The sequence below is a fragment of the Rhodococcus sp. 5G237 genome (assembly GCF_053764735.1).
Map to the genome: position 1 here is coordinate 399,812 of NZ_JBSNCD010000002.1, position 16,323 is coordinate 416,134.

Here is a 16,323-nt window from a genome sequence, read left to right on the forward strand (position 1 = left end):
CCTGCAGGGCTGCAGTTCTCAGGTCAGGGTGAACGAGACCGGCGGCAGATCGTCGCGCCGGCACAGTCCGGTCTGATCCACGAGGTCGAGGGTGCGCAGATAACGCCGGACCAGATCGCCTGCCGAGAGCCCCGCATCCGATGCGGTGCGCAGGGCGGCGGCGAGTCCGTCCCCGCGTGCCCAGCGGTGGATCGCGGCGACGGCGATCGGATCCGGATCCGGCCCCACTTCCAGGCCGAGACGCTCTTCGCGTCCGGCGAGTTCGCTCCACAGCCGTGAGGTGGCGCGCAGCGCCTCGTCGATCGCCGGGGTGGTGCGTCCCGGGACTCCGACGGTGCGGCGCCGGGTCTCGCCCAGAGCGCTCGAGGCGACGGCGGCGAGTTCGGCCGGTGTCAGCCCCGACCACGCGCCCGTCCGCACGCATTCGGCGACGAGAAGGTCGTTCGCACAGTAGATCCGGCCCAGGCGACGACCGTCGTCGGTGACGTAGGCCGACCCGCCCATCGGGTCGCGGAGCAGATAACCCCGCTCCTCGAGCAGATCCAGTGTGCGATCGAAGGTCTCGACGAGGCGGCCGGTGACCGTGTCGATCTGCGACCGCATCCGTTCGGTGTCGCCGTGCACCGCGGCGCGTCGCGCCGAGAGGGCGAGAAGGCGTTCCCTGTCGCCGCGTCGATGCGCGGGATGCGACCGCACCGCCCGTGCCAGCGACGTCACCAGCTCGGCCGAACCGGAGCGCCGTGCCTCGGCGAGCCGGTCGCACAGATGCCGGTACTCGGTGAAGCCCTCGACGTCCCCGAGTTCGGTGTCGAGATCACGCAGCGCCGTCGTGTTCGCGCGGACGGCGTCGGTGAGCGCCGCGACGGATCGTTCGGCCTGGAACTGGGCGAACGAGCGTCGCAGGAACTCGCGGGAGCCGGGGATGCCGCGACCGGCGACCAGATTGACCGCGGTGTTGTAGCCGACGCGCAGCGAACTGTGCAGCGGATACGAGCGTGCGCCGGCGAGACCGGCGACGGTCGCGGGGGAGGCCTCGGGACTCCACAGCACGACGGCGTGGCCTTCGACATCGATGCCGCGGCGGCCGGCGCGACCGGTGAGCTGGGTGTACTCGCCGGGAGAGAGGCGCACCGGGCCGTCGGCGGTGGGTTTGACGAGGCGTTCGAGGACGACGGTGCGCGCCGGCATGTTCACCCCCACGGCGAGGGTCTCGGTGGCGAACACGACCCGCACGAGACCGCGAGCGAACAACTCCTCGACGGTGTGACGGAAGGCCGGGATCAGGCCGGCGTGGTGCGCGGCGAAACCGCGTTCGAGTCCTTCGAGCCACTCTGTGTGACCGACGGCGTCGAGATCGGCAGGCGGCAGGGCGGCGGTGTGCCGGTCGGCGACCGCACGGATCTCGGCGACGTCGGCCGCCTCGGTGAGACGGACCGACGATTCGAGGCATTCGGTGACGGCGTCGTCGCAGCCGTTGCGGCTGAACCGGAACCAGATGGCCGGCAACAGTTGTTCGGCCTCGAGCCGGGCGACGACCTCGGGCAGGTCGGCACCGGCCGGTCCGGGTGCTCCGCGCGCGCGTCGCCGTCGTCGTCCACGGCCGGTCGCGGGGGCGGGCGCGGCCTCGACGAGCTGACGGTGGGCGATGTACCGCTCGAGGGTCTCGTCGACGGTGCCGGACGGGGACAGCAGGTCGAACAGTCGCCCACCGGCGAGCATGTGCTGGGTGAGCGGGACGGGCCGGGTTTCCTCGACGACGATCGCGAGGTCGCCGCGGACGCCGCGCAGCCAGCCACCGAACTCCTCGGCGTTGCTCACCGTGGCCGACAGGCTGGTCAGCCGCACGTCGTCGGGGAGCGAGAGGATCGCTTCCTCCCACACCGCGCCGCGTTCGCGGTCGGCGAGATAGTGCACCTCGTCCATGACGACGTGGGTGAGTCCGTGCAGGAGCGGAGAGCCGCCGTGCAGCATGCTGCGCAGCACTTCGGTGGTCATGACGACTACGGGCGCGTGCGGGTCCAGCGAGATGTCGCCAGTGAGCAGACCGACCCGGTCGTCGCCGAACCGGCGCGACAGGTCGAGATATTTCTGGTTGCTCAGCGCCTTGATGGGGGTGGTGTAGAAGCAGCGTCCGCCCGCTGAGAGTGCGAGACGGGCGGCGAATTCACCGACGACGGTCTTGCCCGCCCCAGTGGGAGCGCACACCAGCACGTCGCGGTCGTCCTCGAGGGCGCGGCAGGCCTCGACCTGGAAGTCGTCGAGGGGGAAATCGAGTTCGGTCGCGAACAGCGAGAGCTGCGACCGGTCCTGCGTGCGCACATGTCCACGCTACGGGTCGGCGTGGACACGTGCGCGGCGCAGGGGCACGTCACTCGCTCGTCACCCCTCGGGGGTGACTCAGTCGTCCGTCACCTCGAGGGTGACGGCGATGTTGCCGCGGGTCGCGTTGGAGTACGGGCACACCTGGTGGGCCTTCTCGGTGAGCTCGAGCGCCTGCTCGCGGGGGAGGTTCGGCAGGGTCACCTCGAGGGTGACGGCAAGACCGAATCCGCCGCCGTCGGTAGGGCCGATGCCGACACGGGCGCCGACCGCGGAGTCGCTGACGTCCGCCTTCTCCTGCCGGGCGATCATCTGCAGTGCCGAGTGGAAGCACGCGGCGTATCCGGCGGCGAAGAGCTGTTCGGGGTTGGTGCCCTTGCCGCTGCCGCCCATCTCGGTGGGGATGGACAGGTCGACGTCGAGCTTGCCGTCGCTGGTGCGGGCGTGGCCGTCGCGGCCTGCTCCGGTGGCGAGTGCTTCGGCGGTGTAGATGATGTTCACGATATCCTGCCTTTCTTCGAGAGTGCGCCGGGTGCTTCCTGCAACGCGGCGGTCAGGCGGTGGAGCGTCTCGCGCAGCGCGACCAGTTCGTCGACGTCGAACCGGCTGTCCCGCGTCACGCAGCCGGGGATGTCCGCGGCCTCTGTCCGGAGTGCATCTCCCGCTTCGGTGAGGTGGACGACGACACGACGTTCGTCGGTCTGCTGCCGGCGTCGTTCGACGTATCCGGCGGCCTCGAGCCGTTTGAGCAGGGGGGACAGTGTGCCCGTGTCGAGATCGAGCGAGTCGCACAGATCCTGCACGCCTCGCGCATCGCGTTCCCACAGTGCCAGGAGCACGAGGTACTGCGGGTAGGTGATGCCCAGCCGATCGAGATGCGGCCGATAGGCGGCCGTGATGGTGCGGGAGGCGCGGTAGAGCGCGAAGCACACCTGCTGGTCGAGTTCGAGTGGAGACGGCACGGGAATGAATGTAGCGCCCCGTTTTGTTGTGCACAACATTAATGGCCACAACTCGATACGTGTTCCAGATCACTTCCATGTGGGAATTGAGAGAACTCTGGGCACGTTAGTTGAGTGAGAATGGCTCAAGTTCGACAGAAAGGCTTCGGAATGCCGGCATTCTTCGGGCCTGGTGGCCCCGGCCGAATCGACATCACACGTTTCATGAGCCGCGGTATCCAGGACCTCCTCGCCCACGCAGCGCGTTATGCCACCGACCGTGGTGACGCGGAACTCGACGTGCTGCACCTCCTTCGCGCGATGGCGGAGCAGGATCCGTCCCGCACGGTCATGACGCGCGCCGGAGCCGACCCCGCCGACGTCGCTGCCGCCGTCGACCAGCGGCTGCCGCAGAGCCGCCCCGGTGAGGCCGTCTCCGCACCCGCACTGACCGGTGCAGTGAAGACCGCACTCCTCGAAGCGCACCAACTCTCGCGTGCGCTCGGCTCCACCTACATCGACCCCGAGCACCTGTTCTTCACGCTCGCGGCCGACCAGACCCGCGCTCCTGGACGTCTGCTGGCATCGCTGGGCGTGACGCCGCAGTCGTTGCAGACCGCGTTGCAGCCCACCCCCGCAGCTCCCGTCGCGGAGAAAACCCCGACGCCGACCCTCGACAAGTTCGGCGTCGACCTCACCGAGCGGGCCCGCGGCGGCGGCATCGACCCCGTCATCGGCCGTGCCGACGAGATCGAGCAGACGGTCGAGATCCTCGCCCGACGCACCAAGAACAACCCGGTGCTCGTCGGTGAGGCCGGCGTCGGCAAGACCGCCATCGTCGAAGGACTCGCCCAGCGCATCGTCGACGGCGACGTCCCGGACATCCTGCAGGACAAGCGGATCGTCCAGCTCGACCTGACGGCGATGGTCGCCGGAACCCGCTACCGGGGCGACTTCGAGGAACGCCTCACCGCGGCACTCGACGAGATCACCGCCCAGCAGGGGAAGCTCATCGTCTTCATCGACGAGATCCACACCGTCGTCGGCGCGGGCGCCGGTAACGAGGGCGCGATGGACGCGGCGAACATCCTCAAGCCGAAGCTCACCCGCGGTGAACTGCACGTCGTCGGTGCGACCACCCTCGACGAGTACCGCAAGCACATCGAGAAGGATCCGGCACTCGAACGTCGTTTCCAGCCGGTCACGGTCGACGAGCCCGCCCGCGACGACGCCGTCGCGATCCTGAAGGGTCTCGCCGATCGGTACGCCGAGTTCCACAAGGTCCGGTACACGGACGAAGCGCTCGAAGCGGCCGTCGACCTGTCGATGCGGTACCTGCCCGACCGGCACCTGCCGGACAAGGCGATCGACCTCGTCGACCAGGCCGGTGCACGACTGCGCCTGCGGGTGCCGCGCACCGACGTGACCGAACTGCGTTCGCGGCTGGACGAACTCGAAGCGGAGAAGGATCGCGCGGTCGAGGCCGAACAGTACGAGGAGGCCTCACGCATCCGCGACGAGATCCTGCGCATCCAGGCGCGGATCGATGGTGGTGAGGGTGACGGCGAGGGAACTCCCACCGTCGACCCCGAGCTGATCGCCGAGATCGTCTCGCGGGCCACCGGGGTCCCCGCCGCGCAGATGACCCGTGCCGAGAAGGAGAGGCTGCGCACTCTCGAGGACGAGCTGCACAAGCGTGTCGTCGGGCAGGACGAAGCCGTCCACGCCGTGGCACGCGCCGTGCGGCGCAGCCGCTCCGGCATGAGTGACCCGCGTCGTCCGGTGGGCAGCTTCCTGTTCCTCGGTCCCACCGGCGTCGGCAAGACCGAGCTCGCGAAGGCACTCGCCGAGGTTCTCTTCGGTGACGAGCGCACCATGCTGCGCGTCGACATGAGCGAGTTCGGCGAACGCCACACCGTGAGCCGTCTCGTCGGCGCCCCTCCCGGTTACGTCGGCTACGGCGAGGCCGGGCAGCTCACCGAACAGGTGCGTCGTCACCCCTACTCGGTGGTGCTGCTCGACGAGATCGAGAAGGCGCACCCGGACGTGTTCAACACGCTGCTGCAGGTCCTCGACGACGGTCGCCTCACCGACGGTGAGGGACGCACGGTGGACTTCACCAACACCGTCGTCATCATGACCAGCAACCTCGGTTCGGACATCATCTCGAGCCGCGGTGGCGCGCTCGGCTTCACCACCGGTGACGCCGAGGCGGCCGAGAAGCCGCTGCGCGATCGGGTCATGGGACGGCTGCGCGAATCGATGCGGCCGGAGTTCCTCAACCGCATCGACGAGATCGTGATGTTCCGCAAGCTCGACGACGACCAGCTGCATCGGATCACCGAGCTGCTGCTCGACGACAGCCGGAAGCGGCTGCAGAGCAAGGGGATCGATCTGGAGTTCACCGCCGACGCGGTGGCGTGGATCGCCCGCAACGGTCACCAACCCGAGTTCGGTGCCCGTCCGTTGCGCCGCTCGATCTCCCGGGTGGTCGACGACCGCATCGCCGACATGCTGCTCGACGACGCGCTCGCCGAGGGCAACCGGGTCACGGCGGACGTCGTCGAGGACGAACTGCTGCTCCAGGTGACCTGACCCGCACGACGAGGAAGGGGAGAGATGCCACGGCATCTCTCCCCTTCCCGCGTTCGGGCGGTGGTCAGCGGGCGGTGAGACGACGGATCGCCTCGAGCGGCAGATGCAGCCACGAGGGACGGTGCCGTGCCTCGTAGACCACCTCGTAGACCGCCTTGTCGAGCTGGTAACCGCGCAGCAGGACGTCGGAGTCCCGCGGATCCGTGCCCGAGGCAGCCGCGTAGCCGTCGCAGAAGGCGGCGCAGTTGCGTTCGGCCCACTCCCGTGCCCGGAACTCCCGCTGCGACTCCACCGCCGTGCCCTGTTCGGATTCACGGATCGAGTGGTGCGCGGCGTAGTCGAACGACCGCAGCATTCCCGCCACGTCCCGGAACGGACTGTCGGGTTTGCGGCGCTCCTCGAGGGACTTCGCGGGTTCGCCCTCGAAGTCGATGAGCAACCAGCGCTCCGGGGTGCGCAGCACCTGCCCGAGATGCAGGTCGCCGTGGATGCGGTGCACCGGAACCTGACCCTGCGCCGCGACCTCCTCGAACCGGGCCCGGACCGCGTCGGTGAGTTCGGCGAGCTCGGGGACCTCGGCCGCTGCACCCTCGAGCCGGCGGATCATGCCCTCGGCCAGTTCGGCGGCGGCGCGCTCGTCGGTGCCGAGCGCGGAGCCGAGATGGGCGTGCACATCCGCCACGGCCGCACCGATGCGATGGGATTCCCCAGCGAAGTCGGTGCCCACCTCGTCGGCGCGCAGGTCTCCTTCGAGGAGCAGGTCCCGGACACTGCCGAGCGCCATCGACCAGCCGTCGGCCGAGTTCGCCGCGAAGTCCTGCACCATCGCCAGCGTGGTGCGGACCCCGTCGACCTCCGCTTCGATCCACGCCCGGATCGGGGCGATCGACCGGCATCCGTCCTCGCCGAGCGCGAGCGGCAGCTCGACGTCCGGATTGATGCCGAGCGTGAGCCGACGGAACATCTTGAGCAGCAACTTCTCTCCGAGGACCACGGAGGTGTTGGACTGCTCCGCGCTCAGCGCACGCCCACGCAGGCCCGGTTCGATGACCGCGCCCGGCGCGGTGTGGAGATCCACCGGGCCGGCGGGGGTGCCGCTCGCCAGATTGCGCGAATACCGGTCGAGGATCTCCTGATCGCGGAGGCCGTCGTAGACGTGCAGGCCGTGGTCGTGGGAGTCGTCGGGGCCGACCACGCTCCACGACTGCAGTTCCTCGGGGAGATGGGAACGGAAACCGAGGGGCACCTGATAGATCTGGTCCGCGGTCGAGTCGAGCGAGACCTTCACGATCAGGTGGTCGGCCCCGAAACCGGCCTCTTCCACGAGCGGATGACGAAGGACGACACCGATCCCGGTGATGGTGTGGCCCTTGGCCGCGAACCATCGCTGGTGCGGCATCCATTCGCGCAGATCCTCGACGAGCCGTTCGTCCGGGTAGAGCTCGTTGTTGGTCGTCATGGCTGCACCGCCGCTTCCGCTTCGCTGCTCACCGGGTGTTCGCCCGGTCCCTCCTTCGACGGATCGGGTTGCAGGGCGAACCAGAAGAATCCGTGACCGGGCAGGGTGATCATGTAACCCTCCTCCGTGATCGTCGGGAACGGGACGGACCCGGTCAGCTCCACCGGGATCCACCCGGCGAAGCGCGACAGATCGAGGACGACCGCCTGCGGATAGCGCGACAGGTTGTTCACGCACAGGATGACGTCGCTGTAGTTGCGTTCCGGGCTGGGCGACATCTCGCGCAGATAGGACAGGATCGCGGGATTCGCGCTGCCGAGTTCGGTGAACGAGGCCTTGCCGAAGGCGGGATGCTGCTTGCGGACCTGGATCATGCGACGCGTCCAGTGCAACAGCGAGTTCGTCGAGTTCATCTGCGATTCGACGTTCACCGCCTGGTACCCGTAGGTGGGATCCATGATCACCGGCAGGTACAGCCGGCCCGGGTCGGCGCGGGAGAAGCCCGCGTTGCGGTCGGGGGTCCACTGCATCGGGGTCCGAACCGCGTCGCGGTCGCCGAGCCAGATGTTGTCGCCCATGCCGATCTCGTCGCCGTAGTACAGGACGGGGGAGCCCGGCAGGCTCAGCAACAGGGCGGTGAAGAGCTCGAGCTGGTTGCGGTCGTTCTCCAGCAACGGCGCCAGACGACGGCGGATGCCGATGTTGGCGCGCATCCGCGGGTCGGTGACGTACTCGGCATACATGTAGTCGCGTTCCTCGTCCGTCACCATCTCGAGGGTCAGCTCGTCGTGGTTGCGGAGGAAGATGCCCCACTGGGCGGTCTTCGGGATCGGCGGGGTCTGGGCGAGGATCTCCGAGATCGGGAAACGGTTCTGTCGCCGCACCGCCATGAAAATGCGCGGCATCAGCGGGAAGTGGAAGGCCATGTGGCACTCGTCGCCGATCTCGGGCTCGCCGAAGTACTCGACGACGTCGGTGGGCCACTGGTTCGCCTCCGCCAGCATCACCCGGCCGGGATATTCGGCATCCATCACCGCACGGCACTTCTTGAGGAAGGCGTGCGTCTCGGGGAGGTTCTCGCAGTTGGTCCCCTCGCGCTCGAACAGATAGGGGACCGCGTCGAGGCGGAACCCGTCGATGCCGAGATCGAGCCAGAAGCGCAGGACGTCGAGCATCGCGTCCTGTACCTCGGGGTTGTCGTAGTTCAGGTCGGGCTGGTGCGAGAAGAACCGGTGCCAGTAGTACTGCTTGCGCACCGGATCCCACGTCCAGTTGGACGTCTCGGTGTCGACGAAGATGATGCGGGCTTCCTGGTATCGGTCGTCGACATCCGACCACACGTAGAAGTCGCCGTACGGCCCGTCGGGGTCGCTCCGCGATTCCTGGAACCACGCGTGCGTGTCGGACGTGTGGTTCATGACGAGGTCGGTGATGACGCGGATACCGCGTTTGTGTGCCTCGTCGAGGAAGGTCACGAAATCCTCGACCGTGCCGAATTCCGGTAGGACGGCACGGAAGTCGCGGATGTCGTAACCGCCGTCTCGGAGCGGTGAATCGTAGAAGGGCGGCAGCCAGATGCAGTCGGCGCCGAGCCACGCGATGTAGTCGAGTTTCTCGGTCAGCCCCCGCAGATCGCCGGTGCCGTCGTTGTTCGAGTCGTTGAAAGCGCGGGCGAGGACCTCGTAGAACACCGCGGTCTTGAACCAGTCCGGGTCGACGGGCAGGCTGCGCGCATGGGCGAAGTCCTCGGCCCGGCTCTCGACGAGATGACCGTCTTCGGTGTGTTCGTATTCGGGTACTCGGTCGGACGGATCCGGCATGGCACCTCCGTGCTCGTCGCGTCGCAGGGTGGACTCGCCCCAGAATGCCCCGGCGGACGGATTTCCACACCCGGACCGGACGGAACGCTATGTGAGTGCACGTGTGCGCCGATAGATTGGCGGGCATGACTGCGAACCGGCCCGAAGGGCGGGTGGCCGAACTGTGCACCCGCATGCGTTCGTTCATCGACGACGAGGTGATTCCTCTCGAACCCGTCCTGAGCCACCACGACGACAAGGCCGCCGAGGCGCTCGCCGAGCTGAAGGCCAGGGCGAAGGAACTCGGGCTGTGGGCTCTGGGGCATCCCGAGGAGATGGGCGGGGGTGGGGTTCCCTTCCTCGACTTCGTCTACCTCAACGAGATCATCGGGCGCTCCGAGTACGGTCAGCTCGCGGTGGGATCGGTGTCCATGCAGGACGCCCTGATGATCCAGCGTCACGGCACCGCCGAACAACGCGAGCGCTGGATCCCCGGGCTCGTCTCCGGCGACATCCTGCCCTCCGTCGGCATGACCGAGCCGGACGTGGCCGGATCCGACCCCGTGCTCGTGCAGACCACCGCTCGGCTCGAGAACGGCGAATGGGTGATCGACGGGCACAAGTGGTTCACCACCGGCGCCGCGCAGGCCGGCTACTGCACGGTCTTCGCCCGGACCGAACCCGAGTCGACGCCGCTGCACCGCAGCATCAGCGCGATCATCGTGCCCATCGACACCCCCGGACTCGAGATCGTGCGGGCGATCCCCACGATGGGGCACGACCCGAGCGATCACTACGAGGTGCGGTACGACGGTGTGCGGGTTCCCGAGGAGAACGTGCTCGGTGAACGCGGCAACGGCTTCGTCGTCGCACAGGACCGGCTCGGGCCGGGACGGATCTTCCACTGCATGCGGTGGCTCGGCCAGGCCCAACGGGCCTTCGAACTCATGTGTGCCCGCGCCAACTCCCGCTTCGCCCACGGATCGCTGCTCGCCGAGAAGGGCGAGATCCAGCGCTACATCGCAGAATCCGCCGCCGACATCCAGGCCGCCCGTCTGATGACGCTGGACGCCGCGCGGGTGATGGATGCGGGGGAGGACGCCCGGGTCCAGATCGGACTCATCAAGTTCCGCGGCGCGCAGATGCTGCACGATGTCGTCGACCGTGCGATCCAGGTGCACGGGGCGCTCGGTCTCACCGCCGACACGCCGCTCGAGGGGATGTACCGGCGGGCGCGCTACGCCCGTATCTACGACGGCCCCGACGAGGTGCACCGGATGTCCACGGCACGGCGGATGCTGCGCGACCCGGAACGCGTGCCGTGGCGGTAGACCGCCGGCCGCTCGTGACCGGTACGACCGACTCTTCGCACTAGGGTCTTTCGGCACGCCGGGAGGCCGATGCAAGTATGTGGCGTGGCATCGGGGGAGGTCGGCAACAGGGAGCGGTCGAGCGGCGCACGGCCCGAAGGGCGATGGCGCTGTTCGATCGACGAGGTGGCGCGCAGGATGCGCGCCGAATCCGCATGTCTCGACGACACCCTGCGCCTGATCACCTCGGCGGCCGTCGAGCTGATCCCGGGTGCCGAGCAGGTCGGCATCGCGGTGCGTACGTCCGGCCTGCGCTTCGAATCCCGCGCCGCGACCGGGCCGCTGCCGAGTGCGGTCGACGCAGTGCAGCAGGAAGCGGGCGACGGCCCCTGCGTGGAGTCGATGCGGGAGCGGAGTACGGTTCTCGTCACCGATATGCGATGTGAGAGTCGTTGGCCGGCTGTCTCTTCCGACTCTGCGGCTGCCGGTGTCGGATCGACGCTGGTGCTGTGCCTGTACACCGACGAGGTCCACGGAGCGCTGCACGTACACAGTTCTCGTGCGGAAGCGTTCGACGAGCACAGCATCGATGTGGGCACGAGCCTGGCGACCCACGCGGCGATCGCGCTGGTCGCCTCCCGTCAAGAGGAACAGTTGCGCGACGCACTCGCGTCCCGCGATGTCATCGGGCAGGCGAAGGGCGTGCTCATGGAACGCTTCGCGGTGGGTGCCGACGATGCGTTCGTCCTGCTCCGGAAGCTGTCCCAGGAACGCAACGTGCCCCTGCGACGGATCGCGGGGCACGTGGTCGACGCAGGGCAGTGAGGTATCTACGCCAGTTCGGGCGGGAAGCCTCCCGTGGCCACCGGACCCCAGCGGGTCGGGGTGATCCGGATCAGCGACTTGCCCTGATCGCGCATGGCCTGCCGGTACTCGTCCCAGTCCGAATGCTCACCGGCTATGTTGCGGAAGTACTCGACGAACGGTTCGACGTCGTCGTGGGCATCGATCACCTCCGCGGTTCCGTCGACCTGCACCCACGCGTCGTTCCAGTCGTCGGACAGCACGACGACACCGACCTCGGGCCGGCTACGGGCGTTGCGGGTCTTGGCGCGCCGGGGATAGGTCGCGATCACGATGCGTCCGCTGTCGTCGACGCCGCCGGTGACGGGGGAGGCCTGCGGTGTGCCGTCGTCGCGTTGCGTCATGAGGATCATCCGGTGCCGGGGCCGGACGAAGTCCAGCAGTTCCTGCAGGCCGACTGCGGTGTTGGTGGCGATCTTGCGGGCCATTCACGTTCTCCTGTTCCGAAGGGTCACGACTCGAGGAGCGCCGCGAGTCGCGCGAGGTCCTCTTCCACCATGCGCGTGTCGCGGTCGAACTCGTCGTCGGTCAACTCGATCTGCCGGACGGTGAAGACGATCTCGGCACCGTCCGGATGGGGGAGTACCCGCATCGGGTTGTACACCGTCGTCCTCGACGGCAGTGTCACCTCGTGGTCGAGCACCCCGTGGTCGTTGGTGCCGACGAACCGGACGGTGACCTTGCCCATCGGGGACTCCGCGACGAGGGTGTCGCCGACCCGCCGCACCTCGCTCCGCGCCAGACCGGCCGCCCACTTCGGCAAGTTGTCGGGATCCGCGGCGAACTCGTAGACCCGGCGCGGTGGGCATCGGACGACCCGAGCGACATGGCGGCTGCGGACGACGTGCGTGCTCATGCTCGCCACAGTAGAAGTTCGGCGGGGTGATCGCCGACGGAAATCGTGTTCCCGTTGCCGCACGCACACCGGTTCCCGAGGCGCACACTGGAAGTGTTCGAACCATCCGAAGGAGGCCCGGGAGCCTGCGCCGGGTTCTTCTCCTCCGAAGGAGCCGGCGGATGTCGTACACCGAAGACGACCCCAACGAAATCGCGGTCCCCGTTCACAGAGGCGCCCACATCGCCGACCCCGGACCCTTGGGTCTGGCAGCCTTCGCCCTCACGACGTTCATCCTGTCCTGCGCCAACGCCGGGTTCATCTCGGTGGAGGCGGAAGCCGCCGTCTTCGGGGTGGCGTTGTTCTACGGCGGTCTCACACAGCTCGCCGCCGGGATGTGGGAGTTCCTGAAGGGCAACGTCTTCGGGGCGACGGCCTTCAGCTCGTACGGGGCGTTCTGGCTGAGCTTCTGGTACCTGGTCACCTACACCGCCGAGGAGATGGGTGCCGAGCGGCACGTCGGGGTGGGCATCTTCCTGCTGGCCTGGACCATCTTCACCGTCTACATGTGGTTCGCCAGTACCCGGATCAGCGCGGCCCTCTTCGTCACCTTCTCGGTGCTCCTCGCCGCCTTCGTCTTCCTCACCCTCGGAGCGCTGCTGGAGCAGACCGGTCTGACGAGGGTCGGTGGGTATTTCGGGCTCGCCGCTGCCGCCGGCGCCTGGTACACCTCCGCTGCCGGGGTGCTCAGCACGACCTTCGGGCGTGTCGTCCTGCCCACGGGCCCACGCTGACGAGGCACCTCTTCGTCCCAACACCGGGGGTGGTTTGACAGGCGCATCGGCCGTCCTGGTACAGTCCGGAGCTATGCAGCGTGCATATTTCTGGTTTAGCAGGCCGGCCCGGGGTGGGTCGGTCGGCGTGACCACGCGCTGACTTCTTCACCTACGAGCCGGATCCAGACCGGCTCGTAGGAATCTCAGGTTCTCTCGGGTCGGAATCCGAACCACCGAGAACAGGAACCATCGATGAGCCCCAGCACCGGAACCGCGACCACCGGAATCTCCACGTCGAATCTCGACGAACAGCGCACCGTCAAGGTCAGCCCCCTCGTCGCACCCTCCGAGATCCGTGCCGAGTACGCGCCCGACGCCGTCGTCGCAGCGACCGTCCGTTCGGGTCGCGCCGGCACCGTCGACATCCTCGACGGAGCCGACGACCGCCTCGTCGTGGTGGTCGGCCCCTGCTCCGTGCACGACCCCGCCGCCGCGATGGACTACGCGCGCCGTCTGGCCGCCAAGGCCGAGGAACTGCGCGACGACCTGCACGTCGTGATGCGTGTGTACTTCGAGAAGCCGCGCACCACGCTCGGGTGGAAGGGCCTGCTCAACGACCCGCACCTCGACGGCACCTTCGACATCAACACCGGCCTGCGCATCGGCCGCAAGCTGCTGCTCGACGTCTCCGGTCTCGGCCTGCCCGTCGGCTGCGAGTTCCTCGACCCGATCCTTCCGCAGTACTACGCCGACCTGGTCACCTACGGAGCCATCGGCGCCCGCACCGCCGCGAGCCAGGTTCACCGCCAGCTGTGCAGCGCGCTGTCCATGCCCGTCGGCATCAAGAACTCCACCGAAGGTGACGTGCAGGTCGCGGTCGACGGCACCCGTGCCGCAGCGGCCAGCCACGTCTTCCCCGGCACCGACCTCGACGGTCAGGCCGCGCTGATCGAGACCGTCGGCAACCCGGACTGCCACGTCATCCTGCGCGGTGGCAGCGCGGGACCGAACTACGACGCCGAGACCGTGGCCGACACGATGGCCCGCCTGCGCAAGGCCGGTCTGCCCGAGCGTGTCGTCATCGACGCGAGCCACGGCAACAGCCGCAAGGACCACAACAAGCAGGTCGACGTCGTCACCGATGTCGCCGAGCGCATCGAGGCCGGCGAGAAGGGCATCGTCGGACTGATGCTCGAGAGCTTCATCGAGGCGGGACGTCAGGACCTGACCCTCGGCGAGGCCGACAAGCTCGACTACGGCAAGTCGATCACCGACGCGTGCATCGACTGGGACACCACCGCCGCGCAGCTCGACCGCCTCGCGCAGGCCGTGCGCACCCGTCGCGGCTGAACCGTCTGCGGCGCGAAGGGCCGGCGGAGTCGTCAGCGATGACGAACCGCCGGCCCTCGTCGGTCCGGTAGCGTCGTTTCCATGGCTACGAACAGGTTGTCGATCGTCGTGCCGGCCCACAACGAGGAGCGTTACATCGCGCAATGCCTCGCGGCGTTGCTCGCCCAGAAGTCGGAGATCCACGAAATCCTGGTCGTGGACAACAATTCGACCGATCGCACGGCGCAGATCATCGACGCCATCGCCGCCGGCGAGCCCCCTCGTGCGACGGATCGTCGAGCCACGACCGGGTGTCGCATTCGCGCGTAATGCCGGGTTCGACGCGGCCACAGGAGATCTCATCGGTCGGATCGATGCGGACACGCGGGTTCGTCCCGGCTGGGCGCACACCGTCCGCAGTTTCTTCGCCCGCGACGACACTGCCGAGGTGGGAGCGATCAGCGGACTCAGCAACTCCTACGATTCCCCCTACCGCAGGCTCAAACAGTGGTACATCGACAAGCGGGTCGCGCAAGGAGCATTCGGCGGGGAACGGCGGATCGACAATCTGCACGGCGCGAACATGGCACTGCGACGGTCCGCGTGGGAACGGGTCCGCGACGCCGTCAGTACCGACCCGAAGATCCACGAGGACATCGACCTCGCACTGTGTCTCCGCGAAGCGGACATCGAGATCGCCCAGCTCACCGAACTGTTCGTCGACGTGTCACCGCGCCGCGCCTACACCCCGCCGAGCGAGTACGCGGCCTACATCCGATCGGGCATCGACACTTTCGAACTGCACGGCAGACTCACGCCGCAGATCCGCAAACTCGTTCGTCTGCAGTCGCGTCTCCACGTGATCGCGTATGCGGCATACCGGCCCTACGATCGCGAGCTGGGCAGGTTCACCTTCCGGCGAGCGATCTTCGGCTCACGCGGACGCGCCATGCCCATCGACATGCAGGAGCGCACGACATCTCCGTGACAACGGCGCCCTGCCCGCGGCGCCCCGACAACGGCGCCCTGTCCGCGTCGCTCCCGACGACGGCGGCCGGGACGCCGCAGGGCGTCCCGGCCACAGCCGTGGGAGGTGCTCACCTCATGTCTGTCACTTCAGGGGCGTGAAGTCGCGGCTGCCCAGATAGGACGGACGCGGCTTCGACGCGGCGAACGGCTCGACGAGCGTGTTCTCGACGCTGTTGAACACCACGAACAGGTTCGAACGCGGGAACGGTGTGATGTTCCCGTTCGAACCGTGCATGCAGTTCGAATCGAAGACCGTCGCCGAACCTGCCGGGCCGGTGAATGTCGCGATGCCGTGCTCGGCCGCCAACCGGGTGAGGGTGTCCTCGTCGGGCGAACCCGTCGGCGGAACATGGGTGACCAGGGACTCGCGGTAGTAGTCCTCGGGCGTCTCACCCGCGCACGAGACGTACGTCCTGTGCGAACCCGGCATGATCATCAAACCGCCGTTGTAGCCGTAGTTCTCGGTCAGAGCGATCGAGATGCTCAGGGCACGCGGCTTGGGCATGCCGTCCTCGGCGTGCCACGTCTCGAAGTCCGAATGCCAGTAGAACGGGCCCCCGCGGAAGCCGGGCTTGACGTTGAGCCGCGACTGGTGGACGTACACATCGGATCCCAGCAGTTGCCGTGCGATACCGACGATCTCGGGCCTGCGGATGATGGAGTCCACGAGATCGCTGAGCCGGTGCACGTCGAAGACCGAGCGGACATCGCCGCTGCCCTGTTCGCGGACCACACGGTCGTCGTCACCGAGCTCCCGGCCGAGTCGTGCGGTCTCCTCCAGAAGGTTTCCCACATCGTGTGCGGCGAGAAGCCCTTCGGCGGTGTGGAACCCGCGGCGGTCGTATTCGACCACGGCCTCGGCGTCGAGCGGCCCGCCGGTAGCCGAACCCCAGACGACGGGATCCTTCCTCTCGACGGACTCGCAGGCGGTGCGACCGCGGGTCGGATAGTCGTCGCGAACGATCGTGCGCATAGCTCGTAAATCACCCTCTCGAAAGTCGATGACGGTTCGCTTCCGACGTTCCCACTGAAAATGCAGGAATGCAAGCCGGGCTCCGGCATGTCCG

At 67.9% G+C, this 16,323-nt stretch carries 13 protein-coding genes and 1 pseudogene; 6 read left to right on the top strand and 8 right to left on the bottom strand.

Annotated elements, in window-relative coordinates; all coding sequences use genetic code 11:
* Positions 1-18: 18 nt before the first annotated feature.
* The 3 genes from ACWPOC_RS05205 to ACWPOC_RS05215 all read right to left on the bottom strand — a co-directional run bounded on the left by ACWPOC_RS05205 (position 19) and on the right by ACWPOC_RS05215 (position 3,281).
* Complete coding sequence (locus ACWPOC_RS05205) at positions 19-2,319, bottom strand: DEAD/DEAH box helicase (protein ID WP_455408139.1); 2,301 nt, start codon at positions 2,317-2,319, stop codon at positions 19-21.
* A 78-nt stretch (positions 2,320-2,397) separates the two neighbouring features.
* Positions 2,398-2,820 carry an organic hydroperoxide resistance protein gene (locus ACWPOC_RS05210; RefSeq protein ID WP_455408140.1) on the bottom strand — a complete coding sequence of 141 codons (423 nt, stop codon included), beginning with the start codon at positions 2,818-2,820 and terminating at the stop codon, positions 2,398-2,400.
* Positions 2,817-3,281 (bottom strand): MarR family winged helix-turn-helix transcriptional regulator, encoded by a 465-nt coding sequence (locus ACWPOC_RS05215; protein ID WP_455408141.1) that lies wholly within the window; start codon positions 3,279-3,281, stop codon positions 2,817-2,819. The genes ACWPOC_RS05210 and ACWPOC_RS05215 overlap by 4 nt, the downstream gene beginning before the upstream one ends.
* 150 nt (positions 3,282-3,431) lie before the next feature.
* Here ACWPOC_RS05215 and ACWPOC_RS05220 point away from each other — a divergent pair, with 150 nt between their 5' ends.
* Complete coding sequence (locus tag ACWPOC_RS05220) at positions 3,432-5,855, top strand: ATP-dependent Clp protease ATP-binding subunit (RefSeq protein ID WP_455408142.1); 2,424 nt, start codon at positions 3,432-3,434, stop codon at positions 5,853-5,855.
* 64 nt (positions 5,856-5,919) lie between these two features.
* On the opposite strand, the gene ACWPOC_RS05225 is transcribed toward ACWPOC_RS05220, so the two are convergent.
* Positions 5,920-7,314 carry a maltokinase N-terminal cap-like domain-containing protein gene (locus ACWPOC_RS05225; RefSeq protein ID WP_455408143.1) on the bottom strand — a complete coding sequence of 465 codons (1,395 nt, stop codon included), beginning with the start codon at positions 7,312-7,314 and terminating at the stop codon, positions 5,920-5,922.
* Positions 7,311-9,134 carry a maltose alpha-D-glucosyltransferase gene (gene treS / locus ACWPOC_RS05230; RefSeq protein WP_455408144.1) on the bottom strand — a complete coding sequence of 608 codons (1,824 nt, stop codon included), beginning with the start codon at positions 9,132-9,134 and terminating at the stop codon, positions 7,311-7,313. The genes ACWPOC_RS05225 and treS overlap by 4 nt, the downstream gene beginning before the upstream one ends.
* A gap of 125 nt (positions 9,135-9,259) precedes the next feature.
* Between treS and ACWPOC_RS05235 the strand changes: the two genes are divergently transcribed.
* Together ACWPOC_RS05235 and ACWPOC_RS05240 are read left to right on the top strand one after the other, a co-directional pair.
* Entirely contained in the window at positions 9,260-10,444 is a 1,185-nt protein-coding gene (locus ACWPOC_RS05235; RefSeq protein ID WP_455408145.1) for an acyl-CoA dehydrogenase family protein, read from the top strand.
* Between the two features lie 177 nt (positions 10,445-10,621).
* Positions 10,622-11,248: a GAF and ANTAR domain-containing protein gene (locus ACWPOC_RS05240; RefSeq protein ID WP_455408146.1), complete on the top strand. Its 627-nt coding sequence runs from the start codon at positions 10,622-10,624 to the stop codon at positions 11,246-11,248.
* 5 nt (positions 11,249-11,253) lie between these two features.
* Here the strand turns inward: ACWPOC_RS05240 and ACWPOC_RS05245 are convergent, their stop codons facing one another.
* A complete protein-coding gene (locus ACWPOC_RS05245; protein WP_016695676.1) occupies positions 11,254-11,715 on the bottom strand; it encodes a PPOX class F420-dependent oxidoreductase in 462 nt (153 codons plus the stop codon).
* Positions 11,716-11,738: 23 nt separating this feature from the next.
* Positions 11,739-12,143: an SRPBCC family protein gene (locus ACWPOC_RS05250; RefSeq protein ID WP_455408147.1), complete on the bottom strand. Its 405-nt coding sequence runs from the start codon at positions 12,141-12,143 to the stop codon at positions 11,739-11,741.
* 161 nt (positions 12,144-12,304) lie between these two features.
* Here ACWPOC_RS05250 and ACWPOC_RS05255 point away from each other — a divergent pair, with 161 nt between their 5' ends.
* The 3 genes and pseudogenes from ACWPOC_RS05255 to ACWPOC_RS05265 all read left to right on the top strand — a co-directional run bounded on the left by ACWPOC_RS05255 (position 12,305) and on the right by ACWPOC_RS05265 (position 15,215).
* A complete protein-coding gene (locus ACWPOC_RS05255; protein WP_120281516.1) occupies positions 12,305-12,916 on the top strand; it encodes an acetate uptake transporter in 612 nt (203 codons plus the stop codon).
* 234 nt (positions 12,917-13,150) lie between these two features.
* On the top strand, positions 13,151-14,248 hold the full coding sequence (locus ACWPOC_RS05260; protein WP_120281517.1) for a 3-deoxy-7-phosphoheptulonate synthase: 1,098 nt from the start codon (positions 13,151-13,153) through the stop codon (positions 14,246-14,248).
* 81 nt (positions 14,249-14,329) lie between these two features.
* Positions 14,330-15,215 (top strand): annotated as a pseudogene (locus tag ACWPOC_RS05265) (glycosyltransferase).
* 123 nt (positions 15,216-15,338) lie between these two features.
* Here ACWPOC_RS05265 and thpD read toward each other — a convergent pair.
* On the bottom strand, positions 15,339-16,229 hold the full coding sequence (thpD, locus tag ACWPOC_RS05270; protein WP_120281519.1) for an ectoine hydroxylase: 891 nt from the start codon (positions 16,227-16,229) through the stop codon (positions 15,339-15,341).
* Between the last annotated feature and the right edge of the window lie 94 nt (positions 16,230-16,323).

What these genes read in the sequence shown, in the direction of transcription:
- ACWPOC_RS05255 (WP_120281516.1), top strand. Translation starts at nt 12,305, where the DNA reads ATGTCGTACACCGAAGACGACCCCAACGAAATCGCGGTCCCCGTTCAC.
- treS (WP_455408144.1), bottom strand. Translation starts at nt 9,134, where the DNA reads ATGCCGGATCCGTCCGACCGAGTACCCGAATACGAACACACCGAAGAC.
- ACWPOC_RS05245 (WP_016695676.1), bottom strand. Translation starts at nt 11,715, where the DNA reads ATGGCCCGCAAGATCGCCACCAACACCGCAGTCGGCCTGCAGGAACTG.
- ACWPOC_RS05220 (WP_455408142.1), top strand. Translation starts at nt 3,432, where the DNA reads ATGCCGGCATTCTTCGGGCCTGGTGGCCCCGGCCGAATCGACATCACA.
- ACWPOC_RS05240 (WP_455408146.1), top strand. Translation starts at nt 10,622, where the DNA reads ATGCGCGCCGAATCCGCATGTCTCGACGACACCCTGCGCCTGATCACC.
- ACWPOC_RS05250 (WP_455408147.1), bottom strand. Translation starts at nt 12,143, where the DNA reads ATGAGCACGCACGTCGTCCGCAGCCGCCATGTCGCTCGGGTCGTCCGA.
- ACWPOC_RS05235 (WP_455408145.1), top strand. Translation starts at nt 9,260, where the DNA reads ATGACTGCGAACCGGCCCGAAGGGCGGGTGGCCGAACTGTGCACCCGC.
- ACWPOC_RS05260 (WP_120281517.1), top strand. Translation starts at nt 13,151, where the DNA reads ATGAGCCCCAGCACCGGAACCGCGACCACCGGAATCTCCACGTCGAAT.
- ACWPOC_RS05225 (WP_455408143.1), bottom strand. Translation starts at nt 7,314, where the DNA reads ATGACGACCAACAACGAGCTCTACCCGGACGAACGGCTCGTCGAGGAT.
- thpD (WP_120281519.1), bottom strand. Translation starts at nt 16,229, where the DNA reads ATGCGCACGATCGTTCGCGACGACTATCCGACCCGCGGTCGCACCGCC.